20 protein-coding genes are annotated in these 21,611 nt (G+C 71.2%); 15 read left to right on the forward strand and 5 right to left on the reverse strand.

Annotated elements, in window-relative coordinates:
* Positions 1–5 precede the first annotated feature (5 nt).
* Genes kamE through I3V78_RS19990 form a run of 4 tightly spaced genes read left to right on the forward strand, consistent with a single transcriptional unit; the run spans position 6 to position 2,824 of the window.
* The gene (gene kamE / locus I3V78_RS19975; RefSeq protein ID WP_204490051.1) at positions 6–794 is read left to right on the forward strand and encodes a lysine 5,6-aminomutase subunit beta; all 789 of its coding nucleotides are present in this window, start codon (positions 6–8) and stop codon (positions 792–794) included.
* Positions 791–1,210 carry a 3-aminobutyryl-CoA ammonia lyase gene (gene kal / locus I3V78_RS19980; protein ID WP_204490052.1) on the forward strand — a complete coding sequence of 140 codons (420 nt, stop codon included), beginning with the start codon at positions 791–793 and terminating at the stop codon, positions 1,208–1,210. The genes kamE and kal overlap by 4 nt, the downstream gene beginning before the upstream one ends.
* Positions 1,207–2,040 (forward strand): 3-keto-5-aminohexanoate cleavage enzyme, encoded by an 834-nt coding sequence (gene kce, locus I3V78_RS19985; protein WP_204490053.1) that lies wholly within the window; start codon positions 1,207–1,209, stop codon positions 2,038–2,040. Before kal ends, kce begins: the two co-directional genes overlap by 4 nt.
* Before the next feature lie 7 nt (positions 2,041–2,047).
* Positions 2,048–2,824 (forward strand): SDR family NAD(P)-dependent oxidoreductase, encoded by a 777-nt coding sequence (locus I3V78_RS19990; RefSeq protein ID WP_204490054.1) that lies wholly within the window; start codon positions 2,048–2,050, stop codon positions 2,822–2,824.
* Between the two features lie 9 nt (positions 2,825–2,833).
* Here I3V78_RS19990 and I3V78_RS19995 read toward each other — a convergent pair whose 3' ends face one another.
* Complete coding sequence (locus tag I3V78_RS19995) at positions 2,834–4,099, reverse strand: TCR/Tet family MFS transporter (protein ID WP_204490055.1); 1,266 nt, start codon at positions 4,097–4,099, stop codon at positions 2,834–2,836.
* A gap of 95 nt (positions 4,100–4,194) precedes the next feature.
* On the opposite strand from I3V78_RS19995, the gene I3V78_RS20000 reads away from it, so the two are divergent.
* Genes I3V78_RS20000 through I3V78_RS20015 form a run of 4 tightly spaced genes read left to right on the forward strand, consistent with a single transcriptional unit; the run spans position 4,195 to position 7,675 of the window.
* Entirely contained in the window at positions 4,195–4,581 is a 387-nt protein-coding gene (locus tag I3V78_RS20000) for a hypothetical protein (protein WP_204490056.1), read from the forward strand.
* Positions 4,582–4,638: 57 nt separating this feature from the next.
* Entirely contained in the window at positions 4,639–4,977 is a 339-nt protein-coding gene (locus I3V78_RS20005; RefSeq protein ID WP_204490057.1) for a heavy metal-binding domain-containing protein, read from the forward strand.
* Entirely contained in the window at positions 4,974–6,332 is a 1,359-nt protein-coding gene (locus tag I3V78_RS20010) for a TolC family protein (RefSeq protein ID WP_204490058.1), read from the forward strand. The genes I3V78_RS20005 and I3V78_RS20010 overlap by 4 nt, the downstream gene beginning before the upstream one ends.
* Positions 6,329–7,675, forward strand: a complete 1,347-nt coding sequence (locus tag I3V78_RS20015) for a multicopper oxidase family protein (RefSeq protein ID WP_204490059.1) — start codon at positions 6,329–6,331, stop codon at positions 7,673–7,675. Before I3V78_RS20010 ends, I3V78_RS20015 begins: the two co-directional genes overlap by 4 nt.
* Positions 7,676–7,831: 156 nt before the next feature.
* Here the strand turns inward: I3V78_RS20015 and I3V78_RS20020 are convergent, their stop codons facing one another.
* Positions 7,832–8,383: a superoxide dismutase family protein gene (locus I3V78_RS20020; protein WP_204490060.1), complete on the reverse strand. Its 552-nt coding sequence runs from the start codon at positions 8,381–8,383 to the stop codon at positions 7,832–7,834.
* Positions 8,384–8,803: 420 nt separating this feature from the next.
* On the opposite strand from I3V78_RS20020, the gene I3V78_RS20025 reads away from it, so the two are divergent.
* Complete coding sequence (locus I3V78_RS20025) at positions 8,804–9,133, forward strand: hypothetical protein (RefSeq protein ID WP_204490061.1); 330 nt, start codon at positions 8,804–8,806, stop codon at positions 9,131–9,133.
* A gap of 6 nt (positions 9,134–9,139) precedes the next feature.
* Here the strand turns inward: I3V78_RS20025 and I3V78_RS20030 are convergent, their stop codons facing one another.
* Together I3V78_RS20030 and I3V78_RS20035 are read right to left on the reverse strand one after the other, a co-directional pair.
* Positions 9,140–10,369: a porin gene (locus tag I3V78_RS20030; RefSeq protein WP_239576498.1), complete on the reverse strand. Its 1,230-nt coding sequence runs from the start codon at positions 10,367–10,369 to the stop codon at positions 9,140–9,142.
* Positions 10,370–10,554: 185 nt separating this feature from the next.
* Positions 10,555–11,556, reverse strand: a complete 1,002-nt coding sequence (locus tag I3V78_RS20035; RefSeq protein WP_204490062.1) for an alpha/beta fold hydrolase — start codon at positions 11,554–11,556, stop codon at positions 10,555–10,557.
* Between the two features lie 90 nt (positions 11,557–11,646).
* Between I3V78_RS20035 and I3V78_RS20040 the strand changes: the two genes are divergently transcribed.
* Together I3V78_RS20040 and I3V78_RS20045 are read left to right on the forward strand one after the other, a co-directional pair.
* The gene (locus I3V78_RS20040) at positions 11,647–12,441 is read left to right on the forward strand and encodes a class I SAM-dependent methyltransferase (RefSeq protein ID WP_204490063.1); all 795 of its coding nucleotides are present in this window, start codon (positions 11,647–11,649) and stop codon (positions 12,439–12,441) included.
* An 89-nt stretch (positions 12,442–12,530) separates the two neighbouring features.
* A complete protein-coding gene (locus I3V78_RS20045; RefSeq protein ID WP_204490064.1) occupies positions 12,531–13,361 on the forward strand; it encodes an SGNH/GDSL hydrolase family protein in 831 nt (276 codons plus the stop codon).
* Between the two features lie 4 nt (positions 13,362–13,365).
* Here I3V78_RS20045 and I3V78_RS20050 read toward each other — a convergent pair whose 3' ends face one another.
* Positions 13,366–13,575, reverse strand: coding sequence for a hypothetical protein (locus I3V78_RS20050; RefSeq protein ID WP_204490065.1), 210 nt, complete (start codon positions 13,573–13,575; stop codon positions 13,366–13,368).
* 194 nt (positions 13,576–13,769) lie between these two features.
* Here I3V78_RS20050 and I3V78_RS20055 point away from each other — a divergent pair, with 194 nt between their 5' ends.
* From I3V78_RS20055 to I3V78_RS20070, 4 genes are all read left to right on the forward strand, one after another.
* Positions 13,770–15,152: a hypothetical protein gene (locus tag I3V78_RS20055; protein WP_204490066.1), complete on the forward strand. Its 1,383-nt coding sequence runs from the start codon at positions 13,770–13,772 to the stop codon at positions 15,150–15,152.
* A gap of 28 nt (positions 15,153–15,180) precedes the next feature.
* A complete protein-coding gene (locus I3V78_RS20060) occupies positions 15,181–16,605 on the forward strand; it encodes a DUF4785 family immunoglobulin-like domain-containing protein (protein WP_204490067.1) in 1,425 nt (474 codons plus the stop codon).
* 169 nt (positions 16,606–16,774) lie between these two features.
* On the forward strand, positions 16,775–18,838 hold the full coding sequence (locus I3V78_RS20065; RefSeq protein ID WP_204490068.1) for an ATP-binding protein: 2,064 nt from the start codon (positions 16,775–16,777) through the stop codon (positions 18,836–18,838).
* A gap of 177 nt (positions 18,839–19,015) precedes the next feature.
* Positions 19,016–21,610: a response regulator gene (locus I3V78_RS20070; RefSeq protein ID WP_204490069.1), complete on the forward strand. Its 2,595-nt coding sequence runs from the start codon at positions 19,016–19,018 to the stop codon at positions 21,608–21,610.
* Position 21,611 lies beyond the last annotated feature (1 nt).

Raw genomic sequence — 21,611 nt, forward strand, 5'->3', positions numbered from 1 at the left:
GCGCCATGGCGGTCAAGCCCACCAAACAGCTCATCCGCCCCTACGGTGACCGGCGGGACGACGGCGTGGTGCAGCTGTCGTTCACGCTGCCCGTGCCCCTGTCGGAGAAGGCCAAGGAAGCGGCCGCCGTCTACACGCGCAAGCTGGGGTTCACCGACGTGAAGGTGGCCGCCGCCGAGCGCGCCGCCGACGCCTACACCTTCTTCATCGTCTACGCGCACTCGCCCGTGGTCCTCGACTACGCGGAGATCGACGTGCCCGAGGTGGTGGTCAAGAAGCTCGGCTACGACGACCTCAACGTCCTCATCAAGGACAAGGTGGGCCGGCGCATCGTGGTGTTCGGCGCCTGCACCGGCACCGACACCCACACGGTGGGCATCGACGCCATCCTCAACATGAAGGGCTACGCGGGCGACTACGGCCTGGAGCGCTACCCGTGGTTCGAGGCCTTCAACCTCGGCAGCCAGGTGCCCAACGAGGACCTGCTCGCCAAGGCCATGGCGCGCAACGCCGACGCCATCCTCGTGTCCCAGGTGGTGACCCAGCGCGACGTGCACAAGGACAACTCGCGCCAGTTCATCGAGGCGGCCAAGGCGGTGGGCGTGCACGGCAAGACGCTGCTCCTGCTCGGCGGGCCCCGTGTGGACCACAAGCTCGCGCTGGAGCTGGGCTTCGACGCGGGCTTCGGCCCGGGCACCAAGCCCTCCGACGTGGCCAACTACATCGTGCACCAGGTCCTCCAGAAGGAAGGCAAGGAGGCGAAGAACGTGCACTGGGAAGGGGAGCCGCAATGAGCGACGTGAAGACGGGCGAGAAGGCCCCGGTGCGGGCCGTCATCCGCTTGCGCATGAGCAGCCATGACGCCCACTACGGCGGCAACCTGGTGGACGGCGCGCGCATGCTCGGCCTGTTCGGCGACGTGGCCACCGAGCTGTGCATCCGCCTGGATGGCGACGAGGGCCTGTTCCGGGCCTACGACTCGGTGGAGTTCCTCGCGCCCGTGTACGCCGGGGACTTCATCGAGGCCGAAGGGGAGATCATCAGCATGGGCAACACCTCGCGCAAGATGCGCTTCGAGGCGCGCAAGGTCATCCGTCCGCGCGCGGACGTGAACGACTCGGCGGCGGACCTGCTCGCCGAGCCGGTGGTGGTGTGCCGCGCGGCCGGCACCTGCGTGGTCCCCAAGGACAAGCAGCGAGGTCAGCGATGAGCACGCCCATGGTCCTCACCGCCGCGATGGTCGGCGCGGAGACGACGCGCGAGCAGACGCCCCATCTGCCCATCTCCGCCGAGGAGATCGCCGAGGACGCGGTGAAGTGCCGCGAGGCCGGGGCCGCCATGGTGCACTTGCACGTGCGCACGCCGGACGGCAAGCCCTCGCAGGACACGGAGCTGTTCCGGGCGGCCATCCGCGCCATCCGCGCGCGCACGGACGTGCTCATCCAGGTGTCCACTGGCGGCGCCGTGGGCATGGGCGTGGACGAGCGCTGCGGCGGTCTCAAGCTCACGGGCGCGGACCGGCCGGACATGGCCACGCTGTCCACGGGCACGGTGAACTTCGGGGACGACGTCTTCTGGAATCCCCGGCCGCTCGTGCGCGACATCGCCCGGCGCATCCGCGACCTGGGCATCCGCCCGGAGCTGGAGTGCTTCGACGTGGGCATGGTGGACGAGGTGCGCGCCCTGGCCAAGGAGGGGCTCGTGTCCCTACCGGCGCACTTCGACTTCGTGCTCGGCGTGCCCGGTGCCCTGACGGCCCGCGAGGACGCGCTGGACTTCATGATCGCCTCGCTGCCCGAGGGCTGCTCGTGGACGGTGGCCGCGGTGGGCCGCCACCAGTTGCCCTTCGTGGAGCTGGCGGCGGTGCGCGGTGGCAACGCCCGTGTGGGGCTCGAGGACAACATCTACGTGTCCAAGGGCGTGCTGGCCCAGGGCAACTGGGAGCTGGTGGCCGAGGCGGCCAGGCGGGCCACGGCCAAGGGCCGCACGCTCGCCACGCCCCAGCAGGCCCGTCAGCTCCTGCGCCTGGACACGGTGTAGCCGGCGCATGGACACGGGGCTCGGCGGCAAGGGCGTGCTCGTCACCGGGGGCGCGGGCGGCATCGGAAGCGCCGTGGTGCGCGCCTTCGCCGAGGAGGGCGCGCGGGTGGCGGTGCACTACCACCGGAGCGAGGACAACGCGCGGGCGCTCGCCGCGGAGGTCGCCGGCGTGGCGCTGCGCGCGGACCTCACCGCCGAGGCGGACGTGGACGCGCTCGTGCCCGAGGCGGTGAAGGCCCTGGGCCGGCTGGACGTGCTGGTGGCCAACGCGGGCGTGTGGCCGGCGCCCGACGAGCCCGTATGGAGCATGTCGCTCGCGCGCTGGCGCCAGACGCTGGCGGAGAACCTGGACAGCGTCTTCCTGTGCTGCCGCGCCTTCCTGCGCCACGTGGAGTCCACGGGCACGGGCAACATCGTCCTCATCGCCTCCACCGCGGGCCTCTTCGGCGAGGCGGGACACGCGGACTACGCCGCGGCCAAGGGCGCGCTCGCGAGCGGCTTCCTCAAGAGCCTCAAGAACGAGATCGCGCGCATCGCGCCACAGGGCCGGGTGAACACCGTGTGCCCGGGCTGGACGGCGGTGCCGCGCAACCAGGACAAGCTCGGGGACACCGCGTTCGTCCACCGGGTGACGCGCACCATGCCCCTGCGCAAGCTGGGCCGCCCCGAGGACGTCGCGCGCACCGTGGTGTCGCTCGCGTCCGATCGCGTCTCGGGCCACGTCACCGGCGAGGTCATCACCGTCGCCGGGGGCATGGAAGGCCGCGTGCTCAACGAGGCCTGAGCCGCGCGCTCAGGCCGCGGGTCCGACGGCGGCGGGCACGGCCTCGGGCGCCGTGCGGGTGGCGCGCAGGGACAGGCCCAGCGCGAGCACCAGCAGCATCGACGCGAACAGGAAGGGCGCGCCCGGCTGGTGCACGCCGTGCTGGGGCGCGATGGCCGCCGCGAAGGTCTGCGTGAAGAGGCCGGGGCCGATCATCCCCGCGATGCCCATGAGGCTCGAGAGCGTGCCCTGGAACTGCCCCTGCTCCGAGGGCGGCACCCGGCGCGTCATCAGCCCCTGGGACGCCGGGGAGAACAGCCCCCACAGGCCCATCACCGGCAGGCCCACCGCGAGGAACACGACCGGGTTGTCGGCGAGGCCGTAGGTGGCGAAGCCGAGGATGCCGCACGACAGGCCCAGCATGAGCGTGCGCCGCTCGCCCAGCCGCTTGACGATGGGCTTCACCAGGCCGCCTTGGATGAGCAGGGTGAACACCCCCGAGCCGCCCAGGGCGAGGCCCACCGCGCGCGCGTCCCAGCCGAAGCGGTAGCCCACGTAGAGCACGAAGACACTGGGCAGCGCGGTGTGCGCCAGGTTGTGCAGGAAGTGCACGGTGGCCAGGCCCAGCACCTCGCGGTTGGCGCGCAGGCGCAACAGCGCGGCCACCGGGTTGGCGCGCCGCCACTCGAAGGGCCGGCGCCGCTCGGGGGGCAGGGACTCCGGCAGCACGAACAGGCCATACAGCGCGTTGCCCAGGCTCAGCACCGCCGACACCCAGAAGGGCAGGCGGGGATCCACGCCGCCCAGCAGGCCGCCCATCGCCGGCCCGAGCACGAAGCCCACGCCGATCGCCGCCCCCAGCATGCCGAAGCTCGCGGCGCGCTTGTCCACGGGCGTCACGTCCGCGATGTACGCGCTCGCCGTGCTGATGCTCGCCGAGGTGATGCCCGACACGACGCGGCCCACGATCAGCCAGCCCAGGGACGGCGCCAGCGCCAGCAGGATGTAGTTGAGCCCCATGCACGTGTTGGAGATCAACACCACCCGGCGCCGGCCGTACCGGTCCGACAGCGCCCCGAGCACCGGCGCGAAGATGAACTGCATGAGCGCCCAGAGGGTGGAGACGAGCCCGAAGACCTCGGCGCCTCGCGCGGAGTCGCCGCCCACGAAGCCCACCACGAGCTGGGGCAGCACGGGGAAGATCATCCCCAGCGCCAGGATGTCGAGCAGCACGGTGACGAAGATGAAGACCAGCGCGGCACGGCGCGGAGTCACGGGCGGAGTCGGATCGGGCATGGCGTGATGCAGTCCTAGCACCTTCCGGGAGCGGCCGTCCGGAGGGGCGCCCGGGAGCGACACACTTGCAGGTCCATCCAAGGACGCGATACTTCATGACCGTGCCGATGCGCCTCGCCGCCCTCGTCTTCGCCCTGCTCGTCTGGGTGCAGGCCGCCCTGCCGGGCGGAGTGGTGCGGGTGTGCCGCTTCACCGGGAAGCGCGCGGCGCCCTGCGTGGCCTGTCCGGAGAAGCAGGAGCCTCGGGACGCTCGGCTGCTCGCTCAGGACTGCTGCGAGCTGCGCCAGGGCCACACCGGGGATGTCGGTGGGGTGCCCCCCTCCCTGGATGTGTCGCCCCAGGTCCACTGGGTGCTCCTGCCCGGCGAGGCCGAGTGGTCCGTGCCCGTGTTGTCGGCGCGCGCGACCCCTCGCATCCGCGCCGGACATGACCCGCCGCCTCGCTCACGGCGCTACCTCGCCCTGCGTCAGCTGCTGATTTGAGCCGGCCCCCGCTTCCGGGTCCGTGACTCTCATCCTCCTCTTCGCAGAGCGACCACCATGTCTTTTCCCCTGAAGTTCGCGGCGGGCGCGTGCGCGCTCGGTCTGTCCGCGTGCGCCGTCCATGGCGCTGACCGTGTCCTTTTTTCGTTGGATCCCTCGAATCCGGACGCGCCCGCCTCCGCGGTCCGGCCGATGACGGCCCTGGCGCCTCCCATGCCGGCGGACGCGCCCCCCTCCACGCCCAAGCCCGTGTCCTCCCCGAAGGGCTTCGTGTGCCCCATGCACCCGGACGTCACCTCCGACGCGCCCGCGCGCTGCCCCCGGTGCGGCATGAAGCTCGTCGCGCATGCGCACGGGGCGCAATCCACCAGCGGGCATGGGGGACACGCCCCATGAAACGCCTCGTGTGGCTGTGGGTCCTGGCGTTGGGCGCCGGGGGGTGCGCGACGATGTCGCCCGAGCGGGGCCATGCGGAGCTCGGGGCGCTCGTGCACGAGCGGGTCGCGGTCTCCACGGGCTGGGAGCGGGGCCCCCCCGCGAACGAGGCCGTGCGGGAGCAGGTGCGCGCGCTGCTGCGCGATGGCCTCTCGTCCGAGGAGGCGGTGCGCATCGCGCTCGTGAACAGCCCGGGCCTCCAGGGGGCCTACGAGTCCCTGGGCATCTCCCAGGCGGAGCTGGTGGAGGCGGGACTGTTGAGCAATCCCGCGCTGGGCGTGTCCGTGGGGGTGCCGGGGCTCGGGGTGGAGCTGTCGCTCGTGCAGGGGCTGTTCGATCTCTTCGTGCTTCCGGCGCGCCGGGGCATCGCCCAGCAGCGCTTCGACGCGGACGTCCAGCGCACGGCGCACGAGGCCCTGGCGGTGGTGGCCCAGACACGTGAAGCGTACGCCTCCGTGCAGGCGGCGCAGATGCTCTTGCGCTACCAGGCGCAGCTGGTGGCCGTCTTCGAGGCCTCGGCCGAGCTGGCGCGCATGCAGTACGAGGCGGGCAACATCCCCGAGCTGGACCTGTCCATCCTGCGCACGGCCTGGCAGGAGGCGAGGGTGGGGCTCGCGCGCGAGGAGCTGGCGCTCGTCCAGCAGCGCGAGCGGATGAACCGGCTGTTGGGCCTGTGGGGTGACAACACGGAGTGGACGGTGGGCGAGCCGCTGCCGGAGCCCGCGGGCGCGGCGCCCGAGTTCACGCGCCTCGAGCGGCTGGCGATGCGGCGTCGCCTGGACCTCGACGCCGCGCGCAAGGACGTGGCGCTGCTCGAGCGGTCCGTGGCTTTGGCTCGAAGCACCCGTTTCATCGGGACCGTGGACGTGGGGGTGGGCGCGGAGCGGGAGGGCGGGGGCCTGCGCGTCACCGGCCCGAGCCTCGTGCTGGAGCTGCCCGTCTTCAACCAGCGCCAGGCGCTCATCGGCGGGCTGGAGGCACGGCAACGGCAGGCGGAGCGGCGGCTCACCCAGCTCGCGGTGGACGCGCGCTCCGAGGTGCGCCAGCACGGCGCGGAGCTGCGCACGGCGCGCCATCTGGTGGAGCACTACGCGAAGGTGCTGCTGCCCTTGAGGCGGCGGGTCCTGGAGCAATCGCAGCTCCAGTACAACGCCATGGTGCTCAGCCCCTTCCAGCTCCTGGAAGCGCGGCGGGACGAGGTGCGCACCTACCGCGAGTACGTGGAGACGCTGCGCGATTACTGGACCGCCCACATCGCGCTGGAGAACGCGGTGGGGGGACGACTGACGGACGACGACACGGAGGCGGCACGATGAGCGCGGACACGAAGGGATGGAGCCGGCGGCGGTTGCTCGTCGCCAGTGGACTGGGCGTCGCGGGGGGCTCGTTGCTCGCGGCGGCGGAGGCGCGGGCGCGGCCGGACACGGAGCGCGCGCTGCCGCCAGGACGCCCCGGGCAGGACTACACGCCGGTGGTGGTGCCCAACGGCTCGAAGCTGCCGTGGAAGCTGGTGGACGGCGTGAAGGTCTTCCACCTGGTGGCCGAGGAGGTGGAGCACACGTTCGCGCCCGGCCTCCAGGCGCGCTGCTGGGGCTACAACGGCCGGGTGCACGGCCCGCTCATCGAGGCGGTGGAGGGGGACCGGGTGCGCTTCTACGTCACCAACCGGCTGCCCGCGCCCACCACGGTGCACTGGCACGGGCTGCTGCTGCCCAACGGGATGGATGGCGTGGGCGGCCTCAACCAGCGCGCCATCGCGCCGGGCGAGACGTTCCAGTACGAGTTCACCCTGCGGCAGTCCGGCACGCTCATGTACCACTCGCACCATGACGAGATGACGCAGATCGCGCTCGGCATGGTGGGCCTCTTCATCGTGCACCCGCGCGAGGCGCCCCGGGGGCCCAAGGTGGACCGGGACTTCGCCTTCATGCTGCACGAGTGGAAGCTGGACCCGGGGGCGAAGCGGCCCAACCCGAACGAGATGACGGACTTCAACCTGCTCACGCTCAACGGCAAGGCGTTTCCGGGCACGGCGCCCATGGTGGTGCGCACGGGCCAGCGGGTGCGCATCCGTTTGGGCAACCTGGGGCCCATGGATCACCACCCCATCCACCTGCACGGCTACCAGTTTCGCATCACCGAGACGGACGGGGGCCGGGTGCCCGAGTCCGCCCAGTGGCGGGACACCACGGTGCTGGTGCCGGTGGGCAGCACGCGCACGGTGGAGTTCGTGGCGGACGTGCCGGGGGACTGGGCCATGCACTGCCACATGACCCACCACGTGATGAACCAGATGGGCCACGGCATGCCGAACCTCATCGGCCTCAAGCCCGAGGGCTTCGACGAGAAGGTGCGCGCGCTGCTGCCGGACTACATGACCATGGGCCACACGGGCATGGGCGAGATGGAGGAGATGGGCATGCCGGTGCCCGCCAACAGCATCCCCATGGTGGGCGGCCAGGGCCGCTACGGAGGCATCACCATGGGCGGCATGTTCACCGTGCTCAAGGTGCGCGACGGGCTCACCAGCTACAATGACCCGGGCTGGTACGAGAATCCTTCGAGCACGCTGTCCCAGCTCGCCGAGCGTGCCGCGCTCACCCGTGACGGCATCGACGTGGACGCCAATCCCGGCGTCGTTGATGACGTTGACGCCTGAGCGGCGTCACGCGTTGTCCAGGATGGAGCGGAACCCGGCTCGCTCCCGTTCTGGCGGGAACTGTAGACCCGTCTGCTTCAGTCAGGACGCGCGTGGTCCGAGGTCTCCTGATGGGGTGGCGCGAGGCCCGGAAAAAAGGCCTCGCGCGGAGTGCTGCTACTTCTCCACCACGCCGCACGCGATGCGGCCGCCCGCGTCACCGGCGGGATCCGAGTGGTAGTCGTCCTGCTTGGCGTGCACCACCACGGCCGAGCCGTCCTTGTCGAACATCGCCTTCACCTTCGAGCCCGTCGCGAAGAAATCGAACTTCACGTTGCCGTCCTGCTCGACGTGCAGGTTGGGCAGGTCGCCCTCGTGCTTGCCCTTGGGCGACAGGATGCCGTGCGCCTTCTTCGTGGGGTTGAAGTGGCCGCCGGCCGTCTTGAACTCCGGGGCCTCGCACTTGCCGGTCTCGTGGATGTGAATGGCGTGCTCGCCCGCGGGCAGACCCATCAAGGAGCCCTTCACCAGCACACCCGTGGGCGCCTGCTCGAAGGTCACCTCTCCCACGTCCTTGCCCTGGGCGTCCTTGAGCATGGCCTTGGCCATCTCGCCCTGCTTGGGCGCGGGCTTGGTCTCCGCCTTCGGAGGAATCGCCTTCTCCGGCATCTGCGCGAGGGCGGGCGTGGTGGTGAGGGCGGTGGCGAGCAGCAGGGCGCGAATCATCATGAGGTCAGGCTCCGGTCAGTGGGGTGAGTGTGGCGAAGCGGTGGCGACACTAGTGCCGCCCTCCCTCGGGAGGCGTCGAAAGTCGAGTTCCCTCCGCCATCTGCCGGGCAGTCACCACTCCGTCCGCGATCATGGACCGTGGACGCACGCGCGCACGACGCGCTAAGTCACTTCGTCACCATGACTCACGGGAAGCGTCGGCAGTGGGCCCAGGTCTTCATCGGGGCCCGGAACCATGGACTCCGCAGGTCGGACCTCGTTTTCTTTTCCATCGCTTGCGCGTGGCGGATGGGCCACCTGGCGCCCTTTGTCGTGGCCCTCCAGGTGCTCGCGCGGAGCGCGTCGGGCGGAGGCCGGAGGTCGCACCCGGGCGGGCTCATGTCGGCCACGTGGCGCCCAATCGCCTTGGGGGCGCTCGCCGTGGGCATCGCCCTCGGGGGACTGCTCGTGCCTCGCTCCGAGCCCCTTCGCCCGGACTGCCCGCCGATGCCGCTGCTCTCCGAGGACGTCACCACGGACTGGCTGTCACGAGCCGGCGGCGCCATCGCTGTGCCCATTCCACCGAAGCGCCTGGAGCGTCAGCAGGCCCCGCCGTGCGTGCCTCCCCCGGGCGAACAGGAGGAGCTCAACGGCGGGTGCTGGTCCGAGATGCGCATGAAGCCTCCCTGCGGTCAGTTCTACGAGCACGCGGGGAAGTGCTACGTGCCCATCCGCGAGACGCCCAGACCGCCGACCTCGGTCCAGCCGTAGTCGACCTCAGAAGCTCGCGTCGAGCTGGAGCCGGGCGGTGTGCCGGGGCGTGCCCTCGGGGCCGAAGATGTAGAAGTAATCGCCCTGCACCTTGAAGGCGTGGCCGTTGAGGTACACGTTGAGGCCTCCACCCAGCTGCTTGCCCTGGGTGCGCGCCAGCTGCACGAACTGTGGATCCGTGCCCCGGAGCGTGAAGAGTTCCTCCCAGCGCGCGGTGAGCTCCACCTTCGGGCTCACCAGCAGGCCGCCCTGCACGAGGTAGCCATAGCCCGAGCGGGTCGGCTCCAGGACCCGGGCGCCATTCACGAGGCCCTCCAGCTCATTCTCCCGCGCCTTGCGCCACAGGGCCTCGGCGAGCAGCGAGAAGCCCCGGTACTTGAACACCACGTCCGCGGCCAGGTGGCTGTAGCTCGTCGTCCCGGCGGTGAAGGGCGTGCCGTAGGTGCTGTTGCGGCGCGAGGTCCTCGCGTTGTAGGCGGCGCCGACGCCCACGGCCAGCCGGGGTCGGGGCGCGCGCGTCACGTCGCCTTCCTGATCGTCGTCGAACGCGCCGAAGGGCCGCAGGGTGAGCCGCAGGACGGAGAGGGCGCCCGACTCGTAGCCCTGGTAGCGGTTGCGTCCGTCGCCGCCGCCGATGAAGACCTGGTAGGCCAGCCGCTCGCCCAGGCCGAGGAAGTCACTGGACGAGAGCATCACGCCCACGTCGCGATCGAGCGTCAGCTCGCGCACCACGAGCTGCCGATCGACGAACTGGAGCGCGAACTCGCGGATGGTGCGCGCCCGGTCGAAGGGCACGAAGAACTGGCCCACGCGCAGGTTGAGATCGCGCCAGCGGGTGTAGTCCACGTAGGCGTCGAAGATGGGCGAGCTGCTGCCCGCCTCGAAGTCCGGGCCGCCGAAGGCCAGCTGGATGGTGTAGCGCAGCTCGGGGGCCAGCACGTTGCCGTGCACGATCAGGCGCAGCGTCTTGACGTTGGTCTCGCTGGTGTCACGCCCGTCGGCGCGCAGGTACGTCTCGCGCAGCTGGATGCGCGCGCGCAGGCCCAGCGAGTAGCGCTCCCCGGCCTTGACGACGATGCCGCGGCCGGGCTCGGCGGTGACCACGACCGGCGGCGGGGCGGGCTTCTCCGGCGGCGGCTCCTGGGCGGGCGTGGCCTCGACGGCGGGGGGCGCGGCGGGGCTCTGCGCCTGGACGGCGCTGCCCAGCGCCAGCCACGACAGGGCGAGGAGCTTCAAGGCGCGAGCGGCTCGCGCGGACGAGAACAGGGGCATGACGGGTGTGAGGGGGGCATCCCGCCAGGTCGACACGGAGCTCGTGAACGGGGGGACGCGCGTCCGTTATAACGGAGAGGCACTCGGGCAGGCAAGCGCTCATCCTCCGCTATAACGGACACGGCGCGGGCCGTTCCTTGGAGCCGCGACTACTTGCCGAGGAAGCCGAGCAGCGCCTCGTGCCACTTCCCGGGCGCCTCGACGTGGGGGATGTGCCCCACGTTGGGCAGCTCCACCAGGGTGGCCTTGGGGAAGGCCCGCGCGGCGCGCTTGCCCAGCTCCGGGTACTGGCCGAGCTTGGCGAGCGCCTCGGGGGACACGCGCGCGCGGCCGAGGGTGGTCCGGTCCGCCTGCCCGATGACGAGCAGCACGGGCGCCGTCACCCGGGGGAACTCGTGCACCACGGGCTGCTGGTAGATCATCTGCTCGGTGGCCGCGGACACCCAGGCGAGCCGCGGGTACTCGGCGCTCAGGGACTGGCGGAAGTGGACCCGCACCCACTCTTCGTACTCGGGGCGCCACGTCACGTAGTACGTCTTGTGGTACGCGCGCACGCCCTCCTCGCTCACCTCGAGCTGGCCCTTGTACAGCGCCTCGGTGGAGCGCCACGGTACGAGCTCGCGGTAGTCCTCCAGGCCGATGGGGTTCTCCAGCACCAGGTGCGTGGTGGCCTCGGGGTACTGGCGCGCGAAGCGCGTGGCCAGCATGCCGCCCATGGAGTGGCCCACCACCACGACCTCCGGCACGCCGAGTTGCTCGAGCAGCCGCTTCGTCTGCGCGGCCAGCACGTAGAAGCTGTAGTCGAGGGCCGGCTTGGACGAGTGGCCGAAGCCCAGCTGATCCGGCACGACGACGCGGTAGCCCGCCTGGGAGAGGGCGCGAATCGTGTCGCGCCAGTAGGCGCCGAAGAAGTTCTTGCCGTGCAAGAGCAGGACGGTGCGGCCGTTGGCCTTGCCGGTGGCGGGCACGTCCATGTAGGCCATGCGCAGGTCCTGCCCCTGGAGCGTCACGGGCAGGTAGCTCAGGGGCGCGGGCGAGGGGTAGCCCTCGAGCGCGATGCCGAGGGGCTCGGGCGGCTGGGGCGCCTGGGCGAGGGCGGGGGGCGCGAACGACAGCGCCGCGAGCAGGGGCAGGGTGCGGGACAGGGACATGTCCCGAGTCATAAACCGCCGTCGGGCCGCGCGCGGTGTCAGGCGGGGGACTCCCCGGCGTCTGGCTTGCCGGTCCAACAAGGAGTCGTCATGGGAACGGACGCGAAGCGCGGCATCGACCTGAGGCAGTACAACCGCGAGGCCTGGAACCGCCAGGTGGCCACGGGCAACCGGTGGACACGGCCGGTGGAGCCCGAGACGATCGCGGCCGCGCGCCGGGGAGAATGGAGCGTGGTGCTCACGCCGAACAAGCCCGTGCCCCGCGACTGGTTCGGTCCGCTCGCGGGCAAGGACGTCCTGGGCCTGGCGAGCGCGGGGGGACAGCAGGGGCCGGTGCTCGCCGCCGCGGGGGCGCGGGTGACGATGTTCGACAACTCGCCCGCCCAGCTTGGACAGGACCGCCAGGTGGCCGAGCGCGAGGGCCTGTCGCTGCGGCTGGTGGAGGGCGACATGCGGGACCTGTCGGTGTTCCCCGACGGCAGCTTCGATCTCGTCTTCCACCCTTGTTCCAACGGCTTCGTGTCGGAGATCCGCCCCGTGTGGCGCGAGGCGTTCCGCGTCCTGCGGCCCGGGGGTACGCTGCTCGCGGGCTTCTCCAACCCCATCGTCTACCTGTTCGATCCGGACGCGGAGAAGCGGGGCGAGCTGCGGCTCAAGTACCGCATGCCCTACTCGGACCTGACGAGCCTGAGCGACGAGGAGCGCCGCCGCTACACCGACGTGGACGAGCCGTTGTGCGTGGGCCATTCACTGGAGGAGCAGATCGGCGGACAGCTCGACGCGGGGTTCCTGCTGGCGGGCTTCTACGAGGACAAGGGCGGGGCGGAGGATGTGCTGTCCGGGTACCTCTCCGCCTACTGCGCCACCCGGGCGGTGAAGCGCTGACGGCGGCGCCACGCCGCTCCCTCGCCTGGTGAGAGGGCCGCGCGGCACGATTCTCAAGGCCCCTCCGGGCGAGGTAGCGTGCGCCGCGAATGCAGACCCCCCTCGTCCGCGTGCTCATGTGTCTGGCCCTGCTGTCTCCCGCCGCGCTCCGGGCCGAGGAGACGCCGCCCGAGGCGCCTGTCTCCAGGTCGCGGACGGTGCTGTTGCTGGGGGACAGCCTGATCGTCACCAGCTTCGGCGAGGCGCTCGAGGAGCGGTTGAACGGGCAGCCGGGCGTGCGCGCGGTGCGGCGCGCGAAGTCCTCCACGGGCCTGGCCCGGCCGGACTTCTTCGATTGGATGCAGGTGGGGCGCGAGGAGGTGGAGAAGCACCAGCCCGATGTCGTCGTCGTCATCATGGGCGGCAATGACGGGCAGGGGCTCACGGACGGCCAGGGCAAGGCCATGGCCCAGTGGGGCGCCTCGCACTGGACGGCCACCTACCGCCAGCGGGTCGAGGACTTCCTCGGGGTGCTCGAGGCCCCGGGCCGCCGCGTGTTGTGGGTGGCCCTGCCCATCACCGGACTGCCGCGCTTCGAGCGCAAGCTGGGCATCATCCGCGCGGTGCTGCGCGAGGCGGTGTCGGCCCGGGGAGGCGCCGTGCACCTGGACACCCGGCCATTCTTCACCGACCCCCGGGGGACGTTGTTGAAGGAGGCGCCCGTGGACGGCTTCCGCAAGCCCATGCGGCTGCGGATGGAGGACGGGGTCCACTTCACCCTCGCGGGGGGTCGCTACTTCGCGGGCAAGGTCCACCCGGAGGTGGTGCGACTGCTCGAGGCACCCGCGCCCGCCGCTCCGGCCGAGCCCGAGGCGCCCGCCGTCTGCCGCGAGCCCGAGGCGGACCTGTCGCTGGTGCCGCTCGTGTTCACCCGGCCCTGAGGGCTCAGGTGCCGGGAGCGATGGGCGCGGGAGGGGACTTGCGCTTGGGCAGCAGGGAGCGGCGAGGACCGCGCACCGCGTAGCCCAGCAGCATGCCGCCCGGCAGCAGCATGCCCAGGCCCTGGGTGAAGTCCTGCGGGGGATGGGCCACCGCGCCGAGCACCATCGCGAGGAAGAGCAGACCACAGACCAGACGGATGAGAAGAGCGCTCACGGAGGGGGTTCCTGGGGACGGGGTGAAACCAGCCTAACCAGGGTTTTGTTCCATGCACGTCCGGGGACGAACACCGCGTCAGGTTTGACGCGCGAAGTCATGCGCGGACGCCCGGGAAAACGAGGGGTGGGGTGGGCGAGGGCCCCTCGTCTTTCTGGTAAACCCGAGGGCCCCCCAATCCCTGGAGGTTCTTCATGCACGTATTTCAAAGGACAGGTCTGGCGCTCGCCACCGCCTGGGCCGCGCTCTTCTGTCCCATCAGTCAGGCGCAGACCACCGTCCCCGGCGTGGTGTTCATCCACGGCACGGGAGACCAGACGGTGAGCTCGGCGACCACGGGCTACTGGACGCAGAGCTCCATCGACACCATGCGCGGGGGCCGTCCCTACCTCATCGTGGGCTACCCGGGCGCCACGTGCGCGGGCTTCAGCCAGTGCAGCTGGGGCCCCATCGTGGATCAGATCGTCCCCTGGGCCACGGCCAACAAGATCACCAGCCTCACGCTCATCACCCACTCCAACGGCTCGAGCCCCGTGCGCTACATGCTGGGCCACACGGGCGCCATCAGCGCCAAGGGCAACAGCGTCAGCGCGGTGACGAGCAAGATTTCCCAGGTCATCTTCTCGGCGCCGGATCTGACGGGCACGCCCCTGGCGGACAAGGTGACCACCAGCGGCTCGTTCCTCAACATCGCCAACAGCGTGGTCGAGTTCTTTGGCGGGGGCAGCTACAACAACCCGGCCGTGTTGCAGCAGCGCCAGGACAACATGCGCGTGTACAACTCGGACGGGACCTTCGCGGGCACCCGGGGCGCCACCTCGGTGGGCGGCAAGCCCATCTCCGTGGTGCGCGGCAGCAAGGTGTACGCGAACCTCTTCTCCAGTGACGCGCACTGCGCGGGCTACCTCTACTCGGTGGGCCTCAAGGCGGCGGCGCTGCTCGGCTGGGGCAGCTTCAACGCCAGCACGGACGGCTTCATCGGCTCGGACAGCTCGGGCTACTTCGGCAACATCATCATCGACGACGAGCGCCTCAACCACCACCAGTCGCGCCGCAGCTGCCACAACAGCGGCGTCATCATCGGCAAGAAGGTGCTCAACACGTCCATCCCCGCGCCGTCCGAGCAGACCTGGACCCCCGAGACGAACGTGCAGGCCGCGGGCCTCGCCTGCAACAACTACGCGTCCGGCTGGGCCCTGGACTACATGAAGAACTACAACGTCTGGAAGTACGGCTGCTCGGACGCGCAGGCCCGGGGCACCGCGCTCGAGCCGGACTGCCTCATCTCCTACGGCAAGTCGGCCGGCTACAGCATTCCGAGCACGGCGAGCTGGAACCCCTTCCTCAACCGCGCCTACTACCCCTCGTGGACGGAAGTCTGCCCGGACTCGTGGCACGGCGACGGCATCTGCGATGCGTGTCTGGTGGCCAAGTATGGCTTCGACGCGGCCGTGGGCTCCACGGGCGCGGATGACTGCGTGATGGCGCCCCGCGGCGGCTCCAACTTCTGCGGCAGCCTCGCCTGGGACGACATCTACCAGCGCCATGACTACTCGGTCGTCGAAGCGCTCCACTGATCCTGGCCCCCCACAAGGACCTCACACCATGAACTTCCCTCGTTCCTTCGTTCAGTCCTCCGGACTGGCCCTGGCGGTGGCCCTGCTCGGCGGTTGCACTTCCCAGCCCGCCGCGTCCACGCCCGCGCCCGCGTCCACGCCCTCGTCGATGACCTCCGCCACCGCGGCCCTGAGCGCGCCGGGTGACGTCGCGCCGGGTCGGCTCTTCTCCCGGCAGGTGCGCGCGGACATGCGCCAGGCCATCGCGCCGGGCCTCGTGTCCGTGTCCAACCCCGTCTCGCCCCGTCTGCCGCTCGAGGCGCCGCTCGCGCCGGAGACGTGGCGCTCCAAGTCCACCACGCTGCACGTGGCGCCGGGCTCCGCGCCCACCGAGATCGTGCTGCCCGTGGACGTCCCCGAGGACGCCTGGGTGTTCTTCATCCCCAAGGGCAGCGACGCCAAGGTGGGCGAGGAGGTCCGCAAGGACGTGGCGCTCTACACCCCGCGCGGCCAGCGCGTGGACCCGTGGGCCGAGCGCGCCGCGAACCTCCAGCTCGGCATGGATCCGGCGCAGATGCGCGAGAAGGTGGCGCGTCCCATCTCCATGCTGTCGCTCAACCGCGAGATGGGCGCGGGGGCCTACAAGGTGCTCGTGGGCGCCCGGGCGGCCCAGGTCGGCCTGGCCATCGAGATCCGCCTGCCCGCGTCTCCCGTGGAGCTGGCGCTCACGTCCTCGGCGATGCAGTTCTTCCCGGGCGAGGACAGCGACGTGACCGTGGGCCTCACGCACCCGGGCACGCTCGACACCGTGCGCTTCGAGGCCTCGCTCTACAACCCGCGCTTCGAGCGCGACCGCGTGGTGCCCGTGGAGCAGGTCGGTGGCGAGTGGCGCGCGCGGGTGTCGCGCGTGCTGACCGAGCAGGACGAGTCCGGCGTCTGGGTGCTCGAGGTCCGGGCGGTGGGCACCGCGGACGGCAAGCCCTTCGACCGGCTCGCGCAGACGGCGGTGGGCTTCGTCATCCCCACGGCGCGCATCACCGCCGCGGGCGGGGCGCGCGCGGTGCGCGACGGCTCGGGCAAGGTGTCCGCCTTCGAGGTGGACGTGACCGTGGAGAGCCAGGCGCGTGACCGCTACGAGGTCACGGGCACGCTCGTGGCCATGGATCGCCGGGGCCTGGAGCGCGTGGAGCGGCCGGTGGCCGAGGCCCAGGTGACCGACCAGCTCGGCGAGGGCTCCCACACCCTGACGCTGCGCTTCGACGCCGGCCACGTCGGCCTGTCCGGACTGGACGGGACCTACACGCTGCGCGGCCTGCGCCTGTACTCGCTCGGAAACAACGCCCTCTACCACCGGCTCGGCAAGGGGCTGGAGGTCCGGATGCCGGCGGTGAGCCCCTCGGAGTTCGCCACGCCGGAGCTCACCCCCGCGCTCGAGCAGATGATGCAAGCAGGGGACTTCGCGCTCGCCCGGTAATTCCCTTCCACGGTGACGCGGACGACGCCCCTCTCCCCGCGTGGGAGGGGGGCGTCGTGTTTGGGCGGACGCGGTGGCGCGTGCCCGGGTTTTCTTCGCGCGTTTCGGGGACGTGACCGATAGGCTTGGGGCCGAGACTCGCCCGGGCTGGAGTCTCGTCGAGAGGTCCGTGGTGGAGCATGAGGTCGCGCGTGCCAGCGTGCTGGTGGTGGGGGAAGCGGAGACCCGCCTCGCCCTGAGTGCCGCTCTCGCGCCGCTCGGGGTGGACTGTGTGCTCACCGGCTCCGTGGACGAGGCCCTCCGCCAGCACCTCCACGAGGACTTCGCCCTGTTGCTGCTGGTGCCTGCGGCGTGGGACGAGGGTCGTCACGAGGCGCGGCGGCTGGTGGCGGGCTGGCACGGCCGCGCCACGCCGCTCATCGTCCTGCTGGCCGAGCCGCGCACGGACTGGGTGCGCGAGGCCCATGCGCTCGGCGCGGTGGACTGTCTGGGCCGCGAGCTGGAACCCGACCTGCTGCGCGCCAAGGTGTCCGCCTTCGTCTCGCTCCACTCGCGCCATCTGGCCGCGCGTCGCGTCCAGGAGGCGCTGGACGAGCGCGAGGCGCCCCTGCACTTCGCGCTCGAGGCGGCGGGCCTGGGGCACTGGCGGTTGGATCTCGCCAGCCTGCGCCTGGAGTGCTCCTCCGGCTGCAAGCTCAACTTCGGGCTGTCCCCCGAGGACGACCTGTCGTCCTACGCGGTGATGCGCTCGTACATCCACCCCGAGGACCGGGACGCCATGGGCCAGTCCGTGGAGCGGGCCCTGGCCACCCGGGGGGGCTATGCGTCGGACTACCGGGTCATCGCGCCCGGGGGCCGCATGCGGTGGGTCGCGGCGCGGGGCCGCGTGGTGTGCGACGCGTCCGGCACGCCCGTGTCCATGGTGGGCATCACCCTGGACATCACCGAGCGGATGCGGGGGGCGCAGAAGCTGGCCTTCCTCGCCGAGGCGAGCCGGTTGTTGAGCGCGTCGCTGGAGCCCGAGGATGTCCTGCGGCGCGTGGCCCGGTTCGCCTCGGGGTCCATCGCCGCGTATTGCCTGGTGGATCTGCTCGAGGAGGAGGGTGGGCTCAGGCGCGTGGCGATGGCGCACCGCGATCCCGCGCAGGAGCAGCGGATCGCGCGGATGTGGGACGCCATCCCCGGCAGGCACGAGGCCCGGCTCCCGCTCGAGGCGCTGCGTCAGGATTGCACGACGCTCTACGCGGACTTCTCCGACGCGCAGCGCCAGCGCGCCGCCATGAACCCCGCGCACCTGGCGCTCATCGAGGCCATCGCGCCCCGCTCGTTGATCATCGTGCCCCTGCGCGGCCATGCGCGGCCCTGGGGGGTCATCACCCTGGCGCGCACGGAGGGGGAGTGCCCGTTCGACGAAGAGGACGTGGAGCTGGCCGAGGAGCTGGCGCGCCGCGCGGTGGTGGCGCTGGAGAACGCGCGACTGCTGCGCACCACGCGCGCCGCGGTCCAGCTGCGCGACGAGTTCCTGTCCGTGGCCAGCCACGAGCTCAAGACGCCGCTCACCTCCCTGAGCCTGCGCCTGCAGGGCCTGGCCCGCGCGGCGCGCAGGGACGGGAGTGAGTCCGTGCCGCGGCGCCTGCCCCAGGAGGTCGAGGCGATGCGCCTCCAGGTCAAGCGGCTGTCGGGGCTGATGGACGCGCTGCTCGACGTGTCGCGCCTGGACGCGGAGGCCCTCCGGCTCGAACGGGAGCCGGTGGACCTGGCCGCGCTGGTGCGCCGGAGCGTGGACCACTTCGCCGCCGAGGCCGCGCGGGCCCACTGCCTCTTGGAGTGCGTGGGGAATGGGCCCATCGAGGGGTGGTGGGACCGCGCCCGGCTCGAGCAGGTGCTGGAGCAGTTGCTCACCAACGCCTTCAAGTACGGAGCCGGCCACCCCGTGCACGTCGCCGTGGGGACCGAGGGGCCGAGGGCGTGGCTTCGGGTGCGCGACGAGGGCATCGGCATCGACGCGGACGCGCTGCCTCGCTTGTTCGACAAGTTCGAGCGGGCGGTCTCGGTGCGCAATTACGGAGGGCTGGGGCTCGGGCTCTATCTGGTGCGGCGCATCCTGCAGTCCCACCAGGGCTCCATCCACGTGGAAAGCTCGCCTGGTCAGGGAGCGACCTTCACCGCGTGGCTGCCTTGGAATACGGCGGCTCGCACCGCTCCGACGCAGGACACGCCTCCGGCGATTTGAGTTCACGGAAGCCGGAACACTTCAGCCCCCCGATGCGGTTCATGTTCACTCATGAACGCCGGGCGGGATCTCTAGAGGTTGTGGAGCGGTGACATTCCGTTTGTGTAAAAGGCCAGGGGCCGCGTCGGCGCGGGCGGCCTCGAAGGGACGGGAGGGCCCTCGGCTCCCATGGAACGCATGGCTGACACCCTTGATTACAGCAGGCTCTTCGCCTCCTCACCCAATCCCTACATGGTGCTGGATCGTGGGTTGCGCTACGTCGCCGCGAACGAGGCGTACCTCCTTGTGACGGCGAGCCGCTGGGAGGACCTGGCGGGTCGGCGCATCCTGGAGGTGTTTCCGCACGACCCCGCCGATCCCGGCAACGTCAGCGCGCGCATGTTGCTCGATTCGTTCCAGCGGGTGTTGTCGCGGCGGGTGCCGGACACGCTGGCGCTCATTCCCTACCGGGTGCCCCTGCAGACGCCCGAGGGCGTCGTCATCCAGGAGCGCTACTGGAGCGCCACGCACACGCCGCTCTTGGATGAGCGGGGCGAGGTGGCCTTCATCCTCCAGCACACCGTGGACGTGACGGAGGTGCAGCAGCTCAAGCGTGACGCGCGCGCGGCCCGCCTCGCTCGCGACGAGGGGCATCCGTCGGAGGAGCAGGTCCAGGCGGGCATCCTCCGCCGCGCGCGGGACGTGCAGGAGGCCAATCGCACCCTGGACGAGGAGCGCCGCCACCTGCGTCGGCTGTTCGAGCAGGCCCCGGGCATGGTGGCCATCCTGCGGGGCCGCGACCTGGTGTTCGAGCTGACCAACCCCGCCTATGACCAGGGCATCGGCTTTCGCGATGTGCTCGGCAAGCGGGTCCAGGATGCGCTGCCGGAGGTGGTGGGCCAGGGCTTCGTGGAGCTGATGCACCGGGTGATGGACACCGGCGAGGCGTACATCGGGCGGGGGGTGCTCGTGCGCCTGCAGCGGGCGCCGGACGCGCCCGTGAAGGAGCTGTACCTGGACTTCGTGTACCAGCCCATCGTCGCGCCCGACGGCAACGTCATCGGCGTGTTCATGCAGGGCAACGACATCACCGAGCAGAAGCGGGTCGAGCAGGAGCTGCGCCGCTACCAGGAGCATCTGGAGGAGCTGGTGCGCGAGCGCACGCGCGCGCTCGAGGAGAGCGAGGCCGAGCGGCGTCAGGCCGAGACCGCCCTGCGCCAGTCCCAGAAGATGGAGGCGGTGGGCAAGCTCACCGGCGGCGTGGCGCACGACTTCAACAACCTGCTCCAGGTCATCTCCGGCAATCTCCAGCTGCTGCAGCGCGAGGTGGTGGGCAACGAGCGGGGTCAGCGTCGGCTGCACCTGGCCATTGGCGCCGTGGACCGCGGGGCCAAGCTGGCCGCCCAGCTGCTCGCGTTCGCCCGGCGGCAGCCGCTCGAGCCCACCGTCATCAACCTGGGTCGCCTGGTGCGCGGCATGGACGAGATGTTGCGGCGCACCCTGGGCGAGAGCATCGAGGTGGAGACGGTCATCTCCGGGGGGTTGTGGAACACGTTCGCGGACGCCAACCAGCTTGAGAACGTCATCCTCAACCTGGCCATCAACGCGCGTGACGCGATGGCGGGCAGTGGCAAGCTCACCATCGAGGTGATCAACGCCGCGCTGGATGATCACTACGCCCAGGCGCACCCGGAGGTGGTGGCCGGCCAGTACGTGCTCGTGGCCATCTCCGACACGGGCAGTGGCATGCCGCCCGAGGTGATGGAGCGCGCCTTCGAGCCGTTCTTCACCACCAAGCCGGAAGGGCAGGGCACGGGCCTGGGCCTGAGCATGGTGTACGGCTTCGTGAAGCAGACGGGCGGCCACGTGAAGATCTACAGCGAGCTGGGCAATGGCACGACGCTGAAGATCTACCTGCCGCGCGCCTTCCAGGCCGAGACGGCGACGGCCGAGGTGGTGACGGGTCCCGTCGAGGGCGGCAGCGAGACCCTGCTGGTGGTGGAGGACGACGCGGAGGTGCGCGCCACGGCGGTGGAGCTGCTCTCGGAGCTGGGCTACCGGGTGCTCAAGGCGCAGGACGGGCAGAGCGCGCTGGCCATCCTCCAGAGCGGGGTGGCGGTGGACCTGCTCTTCACCGACGTGGTGATGCCCGGCCCGGTGCGCAGCCCGGAACTGGCGCGGCAGGCCAAGGCGCTGTTGCCGGAGCTCGAGGTGCTCTTCACCTCGGGCTACACGGAGAACGCCATCGTGCACGGGGGCCGGCTCGACCCCGGCGTCAACCTGCTGGGCAAGCCGTACCGGCGCGAGGATCTGGCGCGCAAGCTGCGGCAGTTGCTCAACCAGCGCGCGCAGCGGATCGCGCGCAAGGAGCAGCAGGCCCAGCGGCAGCGGGCCCGGGCCGAGCGCGAGCCTGCGCCCCTCAAGAAGGAGCGCCTGCACGTGCTGCTCGTGGAGGACGACGAGGACATCCGCACCTCCGCCTACGAGCTGCTGGGCATCCTCGGGCACGACGTGCTGGCGGTGTCGAGCGCCGAGGAGGCCCGCTCGGCGCTGATGGTGGACGAGTTCGACGTGCTGTTCACCGACGTGAGCCTGCCGGGCATGTCGGGCGTGGAGCTGGCGCGCGAGGCCGTGCGCCGGCGCCCCGGCCTGCGGGTCATCGTCGCCTCGGGCTACGGCAACGCCACCGAGGGCCTGGATCAGCTCAAGGGCGTGGTGGTGCTGCCCAAGCCCTACGCGCTGCCGCAGATCGAACGGGCCATGACGCAGGTGGCGGCCCGTCCCGAGCGGTGAG

This window comes from Archangium primigenium (genome assembly GCF_016904885.1).
GTDB lineage: Bacteria > Myxococcota > Myxococcia > Myxococcales > Myxococcaceae > Cystobacter > Cystobacter primigenius.